Source organism: Limnohabitans sp. 2KL-27 (genome assembly GCF_001269345.1).
Classification (GTDB): Bacteria; Pseudomonadota; Gammaproteobacteria; order Burkholderiales; family Burkholderiaceae_C; genus Limnohabitans_A.
The window spans coordinates 373118-387818 of record NZ_CXOP01000001.1 but is presented as its reverse complement, the minus strand read 5'-3'; the positions used below and the strand labels follow the sequence as shown (position 1 = coordinate 387818).

The 14701-nt window shown below is 61.2% G+C and carries 21 protein-coding genes and 1 pseudogene; 20 read left to right on the top strand and 2 right to left on the bottom strand.

Going from position 1 to position 14701, the window contains the following annotated elements; translation table 11 throughout:
* From hisD to tatC, 17 genes and pseudogenes are all read left to right on the top strand, one after another.
* Complete coding sequence (gene hisD, locus LHAB_RS01955) at positions 1-1344, top strand: histidinol dehydrogenase (protein WP_090043685.1); 1344 nt, start codon at positions 1-3, stop codon at positions 1342-1344.
* Complete coding sequence (gene hisC / locus LHAB_RS01950) at positions 1341-2432, top strand: histidinol-phosphate transaminase (RefSeq protein ID WP_090043684.1); 1092 nt, start codon at positions 1341-1343, stop codon at positions 2430-2432. The genes hisD and hisC overlap by 4 nt, the downstream gene beginning before the upstream one ends.
* On the top strand, positions 2429-3019 hold the full coding sequence (gene hisB / locus LHAB_RS01945) for an imidazoleglycerol-phosphate dehydratase HisB (RefSeq protein ID WP_090043683.1): 591 nt from the start codon (positions 2429-2431) through the stop codon (positions 3017-3019). Before hisC ends, hisB begins: the two co-directional genes overlap by 4 nt.
* Complete coding sequence (gene hisH / locus LHAB_RS01940; protein ID WP_090043682.1) at positions 3016-3678, top strand: imidazole glycerol phosphate synthase subunit HisH; 663 nt, start codon at positions 3016-3018, stop codon at positions 3676-3678. Before hisB ends, hisH begins: the two co-directional genes overlap by 4 nt.
* Before the next feature lie 48 nt (positions 3679-3726).
* Positions 3727-4467: a 1-(5-phosphoribosyl)-5-[(5-phosphoribosylamino)methylideneamino]imidazole-4-carboxamide isomerase gene (gene hisA / locus LHAB_RS01935; RefSeq protein WP_090043681.1), complete on the top strand. Its 741-nt coding sequence runs from the start codon at positions 3727-3729 to the stop codon at positions 4465-4467.
* 9 nt (positions 4468-4476) lie between these two features.
* Positions 4477-5334, top strand: coding sequence for a D-hexose-6-phosphate mutarotase (locus LHAB_RS01930; protein ID WP_090043680.1), 858 nt, complete (start codon positions 4477-4479; stop codon positions 5332-5334).
* A gap of 25 nt (positions 5335-5359) precedes the next feature.
* Positions 5360-6160, top strand: coding sequence for an imidazole glycerol phosphate synthase subunit HisF (gene hisF / locus LHAB_RS01925; protein WP_090043679.1), 801 nt, complete (start codon positions 5360-5362; stop codon positions 6158-6160).
* Between the two features lie 185 nt (positions 6161-6345).
* The gene (locus LHAB_RS01920) at positions 6346-6657 is read left to right on the top strand and encodes a type II toxin-antitoxin system RelE/ParE family toxin (RefSeq protein ID WP_090043678.1); all 312 of its coding nucleotides are present in this window, start codon (positions 6346-6348) and stop codon (positions 6655-6657) included.
* The gene (locus LHAB_RS01915; protein ID WP_228763312.1) at positions 6641-6955 is read left to right on the top strand and encodes a helix-turn-helix domain-containing protein; all 315 of its coding nucleotides are present in this window, start codon (positions 6641-6643) and stop codon (positions 6953-6955) included. The genes LHAB_RS01920 and LHAB_RS01915 overlap by 17 nt, the downstream gene beginning before the upstream one ends.
* Before the next feature lie 12 nt (positions 6956-6967).
* A pseudogene (locus LHAB_RS01910) lies at positions 6968-7066 on the top strand (type II toxin-antitoxin system YoeB family toxin); the annotation flags it as partial.
* A 72-nt stretch (positions 7067-7138) separates the two neighbouring features.
* On the top strand, positions 7139-7528 hold the full coding sequence (gene hisI, locus LHAB_RS01905) for a phosphoribosyl-AMP cyclohydrolase (protein WP_090043675.1): 390 nt from the start codon (positions 7139-7141) through the stop codon (positions 7526-7528).
* A gap of 5 nt (positions 7529-7533) precedes the next feature.
* The gene (locus LHAB_RS01900; RefSeq protein ID WP_090043674.1) at positions 7534-7926 is read left to right on the top strand and encodes a phosphoribosyl-ATP diphosphatase; all 393 of its coding nucleotides are present in this window, start codon (positions 7534-7536) and stop codon (positions 7924-7926) included.
* A 3-nt stretch (positions 7927-7929) separates the two neighbouring features.
* The gene (locus tag LHAB_RS01895) at positions 7930-8292 is read left to right on the top strand and encodes a DUF4870 family protein (protein ID WP_090043673.1); all 363 of its coding nucleotides are present in this window, start codon (positions 7930-7932) and stop codon (positions 8290-8292) included.
* Between the two features lie 28 nt (positions 8293-8320).
* The gene (locus LHAB_RS01890; protein ID WP_090043672.1) at positions 8321-8677 is read left to right on the top strand and encodes a histidine triad nucleotide-binding protein; all 357 of its coding nucleotides are present in this window, start codon (positions 8321-8323) and stop codon (positions 8675-8677) included.
* A gap of 96 nt (positions 8678-8773) precedes the next feature.
* On the top strand, positions 8774-9016 hold the full coding sequence (gene tatA, locus LHAB_RS01885; RefSeq protein ID WP_090043671.1) for a Sec-independent protein translocase subunit TatA: 243 nt from the start codon (positions 8774-8776) through the stop codon (positions 9014-9016).
* Positions 9017-9050: 34 nt separating this feature from the next.
* A complete protein-coding gene (tatB, locus tag LHAB_RS01880) occupies positions 9051-9518 on the top strand; it encodes a Sec-independent protein translocase protein TatB (protein WP_090043670.1) in 468 nt (155 codons plus the stop codon).
* A 42-nt stretch (positions 9519-9560) separates the two neighbouring features.
* Complete coding sequence (gene tatC / locus LHAB_RS01875) at positions 9561-10349, top strand: twin-arginine translocase subunit TatC (protein WP_090043669.1); 789 nt, start codon at positions 9561-9563, stop codon at positions 10347-10349.
* Between the two features lie 89 nt (positions 10350-10438).
* Here the strand turns inward: tatC and LHAB_RS01870 are convergent, their stop codons facing one another.
* The gene (locus tag LHAB_RS01870; RefSeq protein ID WP_090043668.1) at positions 10439-11593 is read right to left on the bottom strand and encodes a S1C family serine protease; all 1155 of its coding nucleotides are present in this window, start codon (positions 11591-11593) and stop codon (positions 10439-10441) included.
* 81 nt (positions 11594-11674) lie between these two features.
* On the opposite strand from LHAB_RS01870, the gene LHAB_RS01865 reads away from it, so the two are divergent.
* Positions 11675-12427, top strand: a complete 753-nt coding sequence (locus tag LHAB_RS01865; protein ID WP_090043667.1) for a Nif3-like dinuclear metal center hexameric protein — start codon at positions 11675-11677, stop codon at positions 12425-12427.
* Between the two features lie 10 nt (positions 12428-12437).
* Positions 12438-13514: a 4-hydroxythreonine-4-phosphate dehydrogenase PdxA gene (gene pdxA, locus LHAB_RS01860; protein WP_090043666.1), complete on the top strand. Its 1077-nt coding sequence runs from the start codon at positions 12438-12440 to the stop codon at positions 13512-13514.
* 13 nt (positions 13515-13527) lie between these two features.
* Here the strand turns inward: pdxA and mscL are convergent, their stop codons facing one another.
* Entirely contained in the window at positions 13528-13959 is a 432-nt protein-coding gene (gene mscL, locus LHAB_RS01855; RefSeq protein ID WP_090043665.1) for a large conductance mechanosensitive channel protein MscL, read from the bottom strand.
* A 139-nt stretch (positions 13960-14098) separates the two neighbouring features.
* On the opposite strand from mscL, the gene petA reads away from it, so the two are divergent.
* A complete protein-coding gene (gene petA / locus LHAB_RS01850; protein WP_090043664.1) occupies positions 14099-14695 on the top strand; it encodes a ubiquinol-cytochrome c reductase iron-sulfur subunit in 597 nt (198 codons plus the stop codon).
* Positions 14696-14701 lie beyond the last annotated feature (6 nt).

The window sequence follows — 14701 nt, the reverse complement described above, 5'->3', positions numbered from 1 at the left end:
ATGGGTCTCCCAGCCAAACCCCTGCAGCTGAACACGGCGGACGCCGGTTTTGAAGCGGCCTTTGCGGCCCGCCTGCATTGGTCTGCCGACACCGACGCCGCCATCGAGCAGCGCGTGGCCGACATCCTGGCCGATGTGCAGCAGCGTGGCGATGCGGCGGTGCTGGCGTACACCCAGCGTTTTGATGGACTGCAAGCCGCCGATGTGAAGGCCTTGGAGATCACCCAAGCGGAGTTGCAAGCTGCCTTGGACAGCCTGCCTGCAGCGCAGCGCGAAGCCCTGCAAGCCGCCGCCGCCCGAGTCCGCCAATACCACGAGGCTCAGAAAAAAGCCTCTGGCGAGAGTTGGAGCTACCGCGATGCAGACGGCACGCTGCTCGGCCAAAAAGTCACACCGCTGGACCGCGTGGGCATTTACGTGCCCGGTGGCAAAGCCGCTTACCCCTCTTCGGTGCTCATGAACGCCATTCCGGCCCATGTGGCCGGGGTGCAAGAGATCATCATGGTGGTGCCCACGCCAGCAGGCTTGCGTAACCCCTTGGTGCTGGCCGCCGCCTGTGTGGCTGGCGTGAGCCGCGCCTTCACCGTGGGCGGCGCGCAAGCGGTGGGGGCTTTGGCTTACGGCACTGCCACCGTCCCCAAGGTCGACAAAATCACCGGCCCGGGCAACGCCTATGTGGCCAGCGCCAAAAAGCGGGTGTTCGGCACCGTGGGCATTGACATGATTGCGGGCCCGAGCGAAATTTTGGTCTTGGCCGACGGCAGCACGCCTGCCGACTGGGTGGCGATGGACCTTTTCAGCCAAGCCGAGCACGATGAATTGGCGCAAAGCATTTTGCTGTGCCCCGATGCGGCCTACATTGCGCAAGTGCAGGCCGCCATCGATCGCCTGCTGCCCACCATGCCCCGGCGCGAGATCATCGCCAAATCGCTCAACGACCGGGGCGCCTTGATCCTGACACGCAGCATGGAAGAAGCCTGCGCCATCAGTAACCGCATTGCGCCCGAGCACCTCGAAGTCTCGAGCCGCGACCCGCACCGCTGGGAGCCGCTGCTGCGCCACGCAGGTGCCATCTTTTTGGGCGCGTTCACCAGTGAAAGTTTGGGCGACTACTGCGCGGGCCCCAACCACGTGCTGCCCACCAGTGGCACGGCGCGTTTTTCCTCGCCTTTGGGGGTGTACGACTTTCAAAAGCGCAGCAGCCTGATCGAGGTCAGCGAAGCCGGTGCGCAAACACTGGGCCGCATTGCCGCTGAGCTGGCCTATGGCGAAGGCCTGCAAGCCCACGCCCGCGCCGCCGAATTGCGCCTGAACCCTGTGCCGCCCATGCGAGACCCCCAATGAGCACCACCCCAGTGAGCCCCCAACTGATGCAACGCATCCGCCAGGATGTGCAGTCCATGCACGCCTATGCCATCCAAGACTCGGTGGGCATGGTCAAGCTCGACGCGATGGAGAACCCGCACCGTTTGCCCGCTGATCTGCAAAAAGCTTTGGGCGAGCGCTTGGGTGCTTTGGCGCTCAACCGCTACCCCGATGGCCGCGTGAACGATTTGCGCCATGCGCTCGCGGCCTACGCAGGCATGCCCGAAGGCTTTGACATCATGCTGGGCAACGGCTCGGACGAATTGATCTCGCTGCTGGCGCTGGCCTGCGACGTACCCGGTGCCAGCATCCTGTCCCCTTTGCCTGGCTTTGTCATGTACGCCATGAGCGCCCAGTTGCAAGGCCTCGCTTTCCACGGTGTGCCGCTCACGGTCGACTTTGAACTCGACGAAGCCGCCATGCTGGCCGCCATTGCCCAGCACAAGCCTTCCATCGTCTACTTGGCCTACCCCAACAACCCCACGGGCAACCTCTGGAACGACGAAACGATTGAAAAAATCGTGCTCGCCCAAGGCGCGCAAGGCGGCCTGGTGGTGATGGACGAGGCCTACCAGCCCTTTGCCAGCCGCAGCTACGCGGACCGTATCGCGCGGCATTCGCATGTTCTGTTGATGCGCACGCTCAGCAAATTCGGTTTGGCCGGGGTGCGTTTGGGTTACATGATCGGCCCCAAAGCGTTGGTGGCCGAGATCGACAAAGTGCGCCCGCCCTACAACATCAGTGTGCTCAACTGCGAATGCGCTTTGTTTGCGCTGGAGCACACCGAGGTGTTCGCCGCCCAGGCCAAAGACCTGCGCGAGCAGCGCACCCGTTTGTTGACTGCGCTGGCCGCCTTGCCTGGCGTGACCCCCTTTCCGAGCGAGGCCAACATGATTTTGGCCCGCGTGCCCGATGCGGCCCAAACCTTCGAGGGTTTGAAGGCCCACGGCGTGCTGATCAAGAACATTTCTAAAATGCACCCATTGCTGGCCAACTGCTTGCGCCTGACGGTGGGCACCGCCGCAGAAAACGACCAACTCCTCGCCGCTCTGAAAGCTTCTTTATGAACCGCACCGCAGCCGTCACACGCCAAACCGCTGAGACGAACATCCGCGTCGCCCTGAACCTGGACGGAACGGGCCAGGCCAAGCTGGCTTCGGGCATCGGTTTTCTGGACCACATGCTCGACCAGATCGCCCGTCACGGCTTGATCGATTTGGACATCGCCTGCGAAGGTGACCTGCACATCGACGGTCACCACACGGTCGAAGACATTGGCATCACCTTGGGCCAAGCGTTTGCGCAGGCCCTGGGTGACAAGAAGGGCATTCGCCGTTATGGCCACGCCTATGTGCCGCTCGATGAAGCACTCAGCCGGGTGGTGGTGGACTTTTCGGGTCGCCCCGGTTTGCACATGGAGGTGAACTTCACCTCCGGCTCGCTGGGCACGCTCGATACACAACTGGTTTATGAGTTCTTCCAGGGCTTTGTGAACCACGCGCTGTGCACCTTGCACATCGATAACCTCAAGGGCGTGAACGCGCACCACCAGTGTGAAACCATTTTCAAGGCCTTTGCCCGTGCCGTGCGTGCTGCACTTGAGCTCGACCCGCGTTCGGTGGGGGTCATCCCTTCCACCAAGGGAAGCCTTTGAACATGAGCGTCAACCGCGTTGCAGTGGTCGATTACGGCATGGGCAACCTGCGCTCTGTGGCGCAGGCGGTGATGCACGCCGCCTCCAGCGTGGACCATGCCGAGGTCACCGTGACGTCGAACCCGCAAGTGGTGCGCGATGCGCACCGCGTGGTCTTGCCGGGGCAAGGCGCCATGCCCGACTGCATGCGCGAGTTGCGCGACTCGGGCCTGCTCGCCGCCGTGCTTGACGCCGCCGCCACCAAACCCCTGTTTGGTGTGTGCGTGGGCATGCAAATGCTGCTGGACCACAGCGACGAGGGCGACACGCCAGGCTTGGGCCTGATCCCCGGGCGGGTCGTCAAGTTCGATCTGGCCGGACACATCCAGCCTGACGGCACCCGCTACAAAGTGCCACAAATGGGCTGGAACCAGGTCTGGCAAGACAGCCCAACGCACGCCCTGTGGCAAGGCGTGGAGGACGGCAGCTGGTATTATTTTGTGCACAGCTACTACGCCCAGGTGGCCAACCCGGCGCACAGCGCGGCCCAGACCGATTACGGCGGCCGCTTTGCCTGCGCCATTGCCCGTGACAACATTTTTGCCACCCAATTTCACCCCGAAAAAAGCGCGGCCCAAGGCCTGGCCCTGTTCCGCAATTTCCTCCACTGGCAGCCTTGAGAAGTTTTCACTGCCGTTTCTCAGCCCCTCAGCTCCTTTTAATTCGCCATGATTCTGATCCCCGCCATTGACCTCAAAGACGGCCACTGCGTTCGCCTCAAACAGGGCGATATGGACCAAGCCACAACCTTTGGCGAAGACCCCGCTGCCATGGCGCGCACCTGGCTGGAAAAGGGCGCACGCCGCCTGCACCTGGTGGATCTGAACGGCGCTTTTGCAGGCAAACCCCAAAATTTTGGCGCCATCAAGTCCATCCTCAGGGCCGTGGGCGACGACATCCCGGTGCAGTTGGGCGGCGGCATCCGCGATCTGGACACCATTGAAAAATACATCGACAGCGGCCTGCGCTACGTCATCATCGGCACCGCTGCCGTCAAAAACCCCGGTTTCCTGAAAGACGCCTGCACCGCCTTTGGCGGCCACATCATCGTCGGATTGGACGCCAAGGACGGCAAAGTGGCCACCGACGGCTGGAGCAAGCTCACCGGCCACGAAGTGGTGGACTTGGCCAAGAAGTTCGAAGACTGGGGCGTCGAGTCCATCATCTACACCGACATCGGCCGCGACGGCATGCTCAGCGGCATCAACATCGACGCCACCGTCAAGCTGGCCCAAGCCCTCACCATCCCCGTGATCGCCTCGGGTGGCCTGTCCAACATGGCCGACATCGAGCAGTTGTGCGCTGTCGAAGACGAAGGCGTGGAAGGCGTGATCTGCGGCCGCGCCGTGTATTCGGGCGACCTCGACTTCGCCTTGGCGCAGCAACGCGCCGACGAACTCAACGGCTGACCTTTTCAGATGCGCGCTCAGGCCACTTGTCGCGACACCGCGTACGCAGGCCTGCCCGCTTGCGAGTTGACGCTGCCACAAGGCGACCGCTTGCAGGTGGCGCTGCACGGGGCGCATGTGTTGTCCTGGGTGTCGGGCGGGCAAGAGCGCCTGTACCTCAGCCCCCAAAGCAGTGTGGACGGGCAAGCCGCCATTCGGGGCGGTGTGCCGGTGTGCTTTCCGCAGTTCAACCAACGCGGCCCCCTGGCCGAGCGCCTGCCCAAACACGGCTTTGCCCGCAATGTGGCTTGGCAGGCCGACGCTGCTGAACTGACCGATGACCATGCCCGCCTCACGCTGCGCTTGAAAGACAAGGACCAGACCCGCCAGTGGTGGCCGCAATCCTTTGAAGCGCTGCTGCAAATCGATATGCGCCCAGGCGCTGTGCAGCTGACCCTGAACATCCACAACACCGACGCTCAGCCCTTGGCGTTTTCGGGCGCACTGCACACCTACCTGGCCGTGCCCGATGTGACGCAAGCCTCGCTGCAGGGCCTGGGCGGTCAAGCGGAGTGGGATTCGCTCACCGACACCCATGCGCAAGCGGCCGACATGCTCCGCTTTGCCGCCGAATTTGACCGCGTGTACGAAGCTGCAACGAATCCCTTGACGCTGAACCAGACCCTGCAGATCAGCCAGAGCCCCAGCTGGGCCCACACCGTGGTCTGGAACCCCGCGCAAGACCTGTGCAAGCGCCTGGCCGACATGCCCGATGACGGCTGGCGCCACATGCTGTGCGTCGAAGCTGCGCAGGTCTACACCCCCATCACCTTGCCTGCGGGCGGGCGCTGGGCGGGCTGGCAGCGCTTGCAAGTGCTGAATCCCTGAACAATTCCCCATAAGAGAAGTCGCCATGCTCGCCAAACGCATCATCCCTTGCCTGGACGTGACCGGTGGTCGCGTGGTCAAGGGCGTCAATTTTGTCGAACTGCGCGACGCCGGAGACCCGGTGGAAATCGCCGCCCGCTACAACGAGCAGGGCGCTGACGAACTCACGTTTTTGGACATCACCGCCACCAGTGATGGGCGCGATGTGATCTTGCACATCATCGAAGCCGTGGCCAGCCAGGTCTTCATCCCACTCACGGTGGGCGGTGGTGTGCGCACCGTGGAAGACGTGCGCCGCTTGCTCAACGCCGGCGCAGACAAAACCAGTTTCAACTCGGCAGCCATTGCCAACCCGCAGGTCATCCGCGACGCCTCGGCCAAATATGGCGCCCAGTGCATCGTGGTCGCGATCGACGCCAAGCGCCGCAGCGCGGAAGACGAGCAGCGCATCGGCGCGAATGGCTTAGCCATGGGCCCCGGCTGGGACGTGTACAGCCATGGCGGCCGCAAAAACGTGGGTCTGGACGCGGTGGCCTGGGCCTCCCAAATGGCCGAATACGGCGCAGGCGAAATCCTGCTGACCAGCATGGACCGCGACGGCACCAAAAGCGGCTTTGACCTGCAACTGACCCGCGCCGTGAGTGACGCCGTGAGCGTGCCCGTGATCGCATCCGGTGGTGTGGGCCACCTGGACCACCTGGCGGACGGCGTGAGCATTGGCGGCGCGGATGCGGTGCTGGCGGCGAGCATCTTCCACTACGGTGAATACACGGTGCAGCAGGCGAAAGAGCGGATGCGGGAGCGCGGTATTCCCGTGCGTTTGTAACGCTCATTCAAAAACGCTTCCACATTGGCCAGCCCCATCTCCCGAGGGTGAGGCCTCGGCCTGGACTGCACCCCCATTGGTCAGTGTTCGGTCTGCGTCAACACGCTTGAACGCATCGTGGCTTTCCGTTCGATCTGACAGAAACGTCCGTTGACGGCTATGCGCTTTAGGCGTACAGTTGCAGCATGCTGACCGTCGTCGAAAGCCCCATTTTCCAGAAGCTGTGGCCCAGATATTGGGACGAAGATGAACGAGCCGAGTTCGCATCTTTCATTGCACAGAACCCTGAAGCCGGCGCTGTGGTTCGCGGCTCAGGCGGTGTACGCAAAGTTCGATGGCTACGTGAGGGGGCAGGTAAGTCTGGAGGGGTCAGGATCGTATACCTCGCTCGAAACGAAGCTGGCGAGATCTATCTCCTCACTCTTTATGCGAAGTCAGAGTCAGAAAACATCTCACTCACCACACTCAAGGAGATTCGTCGTGTCCTCGAAATCTAAGAAGCTGAATTCATCCGAAATCGCTGCGTTTGAAGCGAAGCGAGACATTGGTGCTGAGATTCTTCGGTCACTCCAAGACATGAAGGCAGGCAAAGGCAAGGTTGTGATCTCGTCGGCCACAGAAGCAAGAGAGGCCACTGGCCTGTCTCAATCTCAGTTCGCCAACTTGCTGGGCGTCTCCGTGCGGACGCTCCAAGGATGGGAGCAAGGACGAAAGCAGCCAAGCGGTGCAGCGCGCACGCTACTTGCAATTGCTCGTACAAACCCGAAGGTGGTTCTGGCTGTTTCCGCGCAGTGAGGCAAACCTAATTCTTTGAAGCATGCGCTCTCTGGTTTTTGGTCACGCCGCATCAACGAAGAGCACCGCATGGTCTATCGTGTTGAGAGGGATCAGCTGCAAATCGCCTAATCAAGGCTGCATTACTGAGTTTTGAAGGCCTTGGCCGATAGGTCAGTGCGTACGGATTAAGATCACTCCCCTATGAACTGGCTCGACAAAATCAAATGGGATGACAAAGGCCTGGTGCCGGTCATCGCCCAGGAACAAAGCAGTGGCGACGTGCTGATGTTCGCCTGGATGAACCGCGAGGCGCTGCAAAAGACGGCTGAACTCAAGCGGGCGGTGTATTTCAGCCGCTCGCGTGGCAAGCTGTGGTTCAAGGGCGAAGAGTCGGGCCATGTGCAGACGGTGCACGACATCCGCATCGATTGCGACAACGATGTGGTGCTGCTCAAAGTCACACAGCTGGGGCACGAGCCGGGCATCGCTTGCCATACGGGCCGCCACAGTTGCTTTTTCCAGAGCTTGCAGCCCGATGGCTGGCAGGCGACTGACCCGGTCCTGAAGGACCCTGAAACCATTTACAAGTGAACGCGATGAGTTCTACCGACACCTTGGCCCCGTCTTCCGAAGACACTTTGGCGCGCCTTGCCGCCATCATCGAAAGCCGCAAGGCCATCAACGGTGGCGACCCCGAAAAAAGTTATGTCGCACGATTGCTGCACAAGGGCCCAGACGCTTTTTTGAAGAAGATCGGTGAAGAAGCCACTGAAACCGTGATGGCCGCCAAAGACGTGGACCACGGCGGCGATGCATCCAAGCTGGTCTACGAGGTGGCCGATTTGTGGTTTCACAGCATGATCGCACTGGCCCACTATGGCCTGACGCCAGCGGATGTGGTCAACGAACTGGCCCGTCGTGAGGGCCTGAGCGGGCTGGAGGAAAAAGCTTTGCGCAAAGTGCAGGAACGTGAGCGCCTGGGGGAATGAACCATGAATGAGCAAGCACTGGACGACAGCACCCATACCATCAGCTGGGTCAGCTACATCTTGCACCTGATCGTGGCCGTGAGCGCCGTGATTCCGGGGGCGCAGATGGGCCCGGCCTTGCTGGTGGTGGCACTCATCATTGACCTGGTCAAAAAAGGCGATGCAGTGGGTTGGGAGCGCGCGCATTTCAGCTACCGTGTCCGCACGGTGATCTGGGCGGCTTTGCTGTACCTGCTGACCTTGCCGCTGTGGTTTTTTTTTGTTTTTCCAGGCTGGCTGGCCTGGGTGGCCATTTCCATCTGGTTTTTGTACCGCATCGTGCTGGGCATGGTACGCCTGAACGGGCAGCGCCCAGTGACCGACTGATTTTTTTGACTTTGAAGCCGACCAAGCCATGACCGACGACAACTGCCTTTTTTGCAAAATCATCGCGGGCAAAATCCCGTCGCGCAAAGTCCACGAGGACGAGCATGTCTTCGCCTTCCACGACATCGCGCCTTGGGCGCCCATCCATTTCTTGATCATCCCCAAGCTGCACATCCCATCGATGATGCATCTGGCCCCCGAGCACGCCGCCTTGATGGGGCACATGATGACCCTGGCCCCCAAGCTGGCTTTGCAAGAGGGTTGCAACCCTTACCCGGATGGCGGTTTCCGCATTGTGGTGAACAACGGCAGCGAGGGCGGGCAAGAAGTGCACCACCTGCACATGCACGTCATGGGCGGGCCGCGCCCCTGGCTCAGGGGTTGAAACAGCGCTTTCCCACCCCAAATCCTTCCTTCCTCAGGGCCGATCCGATACCGGGTGTCGATCCCCTTAGAATCCCAACATCATTAGGAGATATTCATGGGTACTTTTTCCATTTGGCACTGGCTGATCGTGCTGCTGATCGTGGTCATGGTGTTCGGCACCAAAAAGCTCAAGAACATGGGCTCCGACCTGGGCGGCGCTGTCAAGGGCTTCAAGGACGGCATGAAAGAGGGCGGCACCAAAGACGAGGCAGCGCCCGTGGCCGGTCAGGTCACCGCTTCGACCACGGCCCAGGCCGACAAGACCACCATCGACGTCGAAGCCAAGACCAAGTCTTGAACACGTGCATTCTTGAACGACCGAGCGCCGCACTGTGCTGGATTTAAGTTTTTCGAAAATGGCACTCATTGGGGTGGTGGCGTTGATCGTCATCGGCCCCGAAAAACTGCCCAAAGTGGCCCGTACCTTGGGCACTTTATTGGGCAAGGCGCAGCGCTACGTGTCGGACGTCAAGGCCGAGGTCAACCGCTCGATGGACCTGGAAGAGCTCAAAAAAATGAAAGAGACCATGGAGACGGCGGCCCGCGATGTCGAGCAAACCGTCCAGACCACGGCTTCTGATTTTGAAAAGGACTGGTCCGAGACCACAGCTGGGCTGAACAGCGATCTGCCCGCCATCGAGCCGCCACCGCCTTATTACGTTCGCCCCGACAAAAACTGGCGTCTCAAGCGTGGCGCGATGCCGCAGTGGTACAAAGCCCGCTCGGGGGTGCGCACCAAAGCGCTTTCGGGTGCTGCACGCGTGGCCCGTTACCGGCCCAAGCCCCTCAATTCCCTGTGACGCTCGCGCACTTTGTGTGCGCACCGTCCAACCGACCCCGCCATGTCCGATACCCCCTCCCAGCCCGACGACGAACTCAAAGGTTCTGAGCAACCTTTTGTGGCGCACTTGATCGAGCTGCGCGACCGCTTGATCTGGGCGGTGGCTGCTGTTGCAGTCGCTGCCGCAGCTTTGGCCATTTACCCGGGCCCAGGCAATTTGTACGACATCCTGGCTGCGCCCTTGGTGGTGCATTTGCCCAAAGGCGCCACCTTGATCGCCACGTCGGTCATCTCGCCGTTCATGGTGCCCCTGAAGATCTTGCTGATGAGCGCGTTCCTCATCGCCTTGCCGGTGGTCTTGTACCAGGTCTGGGCCTTCATTGCGCCGGGTCTTTACAGCCACGAGAAAAAGCTGGTCATGCCTTTGGTGGTGTCGAGCACACTGCTGTTTTTCATTGGCGTGGCTTTTTGTTATTTCTTTGTGTTTGGCCAGGTGTTCAGCTTCATCCAAAGCTTTGCGCCCAAAAGCATCACCGCTGCGCCTGACATCGAGGCTTACCTGAGCTTTGTGCTGTCGATGTTCCTGGCCTTTGGTCTGGCGTTTGAGGTGCCCGTGGCCGTGGTGGTGTTGGCCCGCATGGGTGTGGTCAGCATTCAAAAACTCAAGGATTTTCGGGGCTACTTTGTGGTCTTGGCCTTTGTGATCGCGGCCGTGGTCACCCCGCCCGATGTGGTGTCTCAGCTGGCGCTGGCCATCCCCATGTGCTTGCTGTATGAGTTGGGCATTTGGGCCGCACAAATTTTCATCAAGCACACCCAAGCGCCACAAGAGCCCGATACCCCGGCCTGAGCGTTTTGGGGATCACCAAAACAAAAGAGGCCTGCGGGCCTCTTTGTCATGGTGCACCGTGCATCTCTCAGGCCGCGTTGCGGGCGTCCTTACTTTCTTGTCTTGGCGGCAGGTCGCTCTGCCGGGGTCAAGCGCAAATTGACTTCGCCTTGTCGACGCCAGATGTGGACTTCGGCCGGAACGCCGGGTTGGAGGCCAGCCACTTGGGTCAAGAGTTCTGACACGTTGCGCACGGGTTGTCCTGCCACCTTGACGATCACATCACCCGGACGAACGCCTGCGGCAGCGGCGGGTCCGTTCTTGAGCACGCCCGTGATCACCACGCCCAGGGGTAAAGTCTGGCCGGATTTGGGCAGTTCGAAGCTGGCGGCCAGTTCAGCCGACATGTCCTGAGGTTCGACCCCGATCCAGCCCCGGATGACCTTGCCGTTTTTCAGCAGATCCTGCATCACCTGCTTGGCCGTGGAAATCGGGATGGCAAAACCAATGCCCATGCTGCCGCCCGAGCGGGAATAGATGGCGGTGTTGATGCCCATCAGGTGGCCATTCACATCAACCAGCGCACCGCCCGAGTTGCCGGGGTTGATGGCGGCGTCGGTTTGGATGAAGTTCTCGAATGTGTTGATGCCCAACTGGCTGCGCCCCAAAGCGCTGACGATGCCCGAAGTCACGGTTTGGCCCACACCAAACGGGTTGCCAATGGCCAGCACCACATCGCCCACTTGCAGCTCTTGGGTTTGCCCCAAAACGATCACAGGCAATTTGTCGAGGCTGATTTTGAGCAGCGCCAGATCGGTGTCGGGATCGGTGCCGATGACTTTGGCGGCGGCGCGCCGGCCATCGGCCAGCACCACCTCGATGTCGTCCGCATCTTCGATGACATGGTTGTTGGTCAGGATGTGGCCTTCTGGGCTGACGATGACCCCGCTGCCCAAGCCGGCTGGGTTTTGTTCTTCTTGTTCCCCATAGAAAAATCGGAACCAGGGGTCCTGGCCATGGGGGTTCTGGCTTTTGGCTTTGCTGGTGTTGATGCTGACCACAGCGGGTGAGGCCAGGCGTGCAGGTGCACTCAAGCTGCCTGCGGGGCGGCTGAGTGGCGCGCCCATGGGGGCTTGCAGCAAAGTCATGCCATCGGCCGAACGCTTGGCGCTGCGCAGCCACTCGGGCTGCAAGGTGGCCACCACAAACCACACGGCCAGCAAGACCGTCACCCATTGCGAAAATAAAAGCCAGTAACGTTTCATGGTGCAGATTGTGCTTGATTCGACGCAGGGGCACAGCTGCCTTGCGCCACAATAGCTCACCCAGACAGAAAGCCTTTCGCCATGACCCACGCCAAAATTCTGGGCCAGGCCTTCGACGCCTTGCTCCAACCCGAAAAGTTCCGCGATCACGGCCCCAACGGCTTGCAGGTCGAGGGCGACCGCGATGTGCATTTGCTCGTCAGTGGCGTCACCGCCAGCCGGGCCTTGATAGAGGCCGCCATTGACGCCCAAGCCGACGCCATCGTGGTGCACCACGGCTTGTTCTGGCGTGGCCAGGATGGGCGCGTCACGGGTTGGATGCGCGAGCGACTGCGCTTGCTGCTGGCGCATGGCATCCACCTGTTTGCTTACCACCTGCCGCTCGATGCCCATCCGGAGCTGGGCAACAACGCCCAACTGGCCCGCGTGCTCGGCCTGCAAGCCGATGGGCGCTTTGGCGAACAAGACCTGGGTTTTGTGGGGACTGGGACGCAAACTTGGTCCGGTGCCCAAGGTTTGGCCGACCATGTGGCGGCGATGCTTGGACGGTCGGTCGTTTGCGTGGGTGGCAGCGATCGGCCGGTTCGCCGTGTGGCTTGGTGCAGTGGCGGGGCGCAAGGCTATTTTGAAGCGGCCATTGCTCAGGGCGTGGACGCTTTCATCACCGGTGAAATTTCGGAGCCCCAAGCCCATCTGGCGCGTGAAACTGGCGTGGCCTTTCTGGCCTGCGGCCACCACGCCACCGAGCGTTATGGCGCCCCGGCCTTGGCCGCACGTGTGGCGCAAGAGCTGGGTTTGCAGCACCGTTTCATCGAGATCGACAACCCGGCTTGAGGCCCTCCACATGACACCCCAGACCGACTTGTCGCCCCCCCTCACTGAGCGGCCGATCGTCCTCACCCCGGGCGACCCATGCGGCATTGGCCCTGAAATTGTGGCGCGGGCCTGGTGCCTTGCCCCTGACTTGACCCAAGGCTGTTTTGTGGCGGGTGATGTCGGCTTGATGCGCCGCGCCATGGCCTTGGTGCAAGCGACCCCGACTTTCCCTGTTTGCGAAATTCAGACGCCCGAAGAAGCCCTGCAGGTGCCCCCGCGCTGCTTGCCTGTGTTGCAGGTGGTGCCTGTGGCCCCGGTTTTGCCTTGGGGACAAATCGATGCCCGAGCAGGCCAATTGGCCGGTGAAGCGGTGCTATGGGCCACCCGGGCTGCCTTGCGGCGCGAGGTGGCGGCCTTGGTCACCGCGCCTTTGCACAAAGAAGCTTTGCATGCTGCAGGCGCCCCGTATGACCAGTACCCGGGCCACACCGAGTTGCTGCAAGCCGAGGCGGCCAGACATCTGGGTGTGTCGGTGGCCCAAATGCCGGTGCGCATGATGCTGGCCAACGACGAATTGCGCACGGTGCTGGTGAGCATCCATTTGTCGCTGCGCGATGCGCTGGAGGCCGTCACGCTGGAGCGGGTGCTCGAGACCTTGCGCATCACCGATGCGTCATTGCGTGTTGTGCTGGGCCGCAGACCGCGCATCGCCGTGGCGGGTGTCAACCCCCATGCGGGCGAGGGTGGCTTGTTTGGCCGAGAGGAAATAGACGTTCTTCAGCCCTGTCTGGCGTTGGCGCGCCAAGAGGGGTTGGATGTGCATGGCCCTTACGCGCCTGACACGGTGTTCATGCGGGCGCGGCAACGGGCCGATGGCCATCGGGCATTCGATGTGGTCATCGCCATGTACCACGACCAGGGCCTGATCCCCGTCAAGTACTTGGGGGTGGAGCAGGGCGTCAATGTGACCCTGGGGCTGCCCCTGATCCGGACCAGCCCGGACCACGGGACCGCCATGGACTTGGCCGGTCAAGGCGTGGCGGATGCCAGCAGCTTGATCCAGGCGCTGCGCATGGCACGCCAGATGGTCAGCGCGGCGCACTGACCGGTGGGGCGTTTCAAACTTTGTTTTGAAGGCTGTCGCGGATTTCGCGCAGCAACAAAACGTCTTCGGGGGTGATGGGCGCTGCCGCCGGCGCCTCTGGTTCGGGTTTGGCGGCCGTCAGGCGGTTCATCTGGCGGATCATCACAAAGATGATGAAGGCCAGGAGGACGAAGTTCAGCGCCACCGTCAGAAAGCTGCCGTAGGCGAAGACGGCCCCGAGTTTTTTGGCTTCAACCAAAGACAAACCGGCCGCCTGACCCGCCAGACCCAGGTAGTAATTGGAGAAATCCAGCCCGCCGAAAGCACGGCTGACCAGCGGCATGATCAGGTCGCCGACCACCGAGTCGACGATCTTGCCAAAAGCGCCGCCTATGATGACGCCGACGGCCAGGTCCATGACGTTGCCTTTTACGGCAAAAGATTTTAATTCTTGAGCAAATGTCATCTCTATAACTCCTAAATTTGAACCGAAGCGACCGATTGTGACGCAACATCATGCCAACAGGGGTCTTGTCAGTCGGTTGTTTGTTTCACTCCGCTACAATCTCGGGTTGACCCTGATAACGACTCGCTAGAGGATTCCCATGAGTGACACCCCAGTCGACAGCAGCAAACGGACCTGGCTGATTGCCTCCGGTTGCGCAGGTGCCGTAGGCGCTGGCTTTGTGGCCACCCCCTTCGTCAGCAGCTTTCAACCCTCCGAACGAGCCAAAGCGGCTGGTGCGGCCGTAGAAGTGGACATTTCCGCTTTGAACCCGGGCGAAAAGCTCACGGTTGAATGGCGCGGCAAGCCCGTTTGGATCATGAAGCGCTCGCCCGAGCAGCTCGAATCCCTCAAGAAAATCGAAGGTCAGCTGGCCGACCCTGCTTCGGACCGTAACGCTTACCCCACCCCCGAATACGCCAAAAACGCACACCGCTCCATCAAGCCCGAAATCATGGTGGCTGTGGGCATTTGCACCCACTTGGGTTGCTCGCCAGGCGATAAATTTGCCACAGGCCCCCAGCCTTCATTGCCCGATGACTGGAATGGCGGTTTCCTGTGCGCGTGCCATGGTTCGACGTTTGACCTGGCTGGCCGCGTCTTCAAGAACAAGCCTGCGCCTGACAACCTTGAAGTGCCTCCGCACATGTACCTGTCGGACACCAAGTTGATCATTGGTGAAGACAAGAAGGCCTGATGGAGA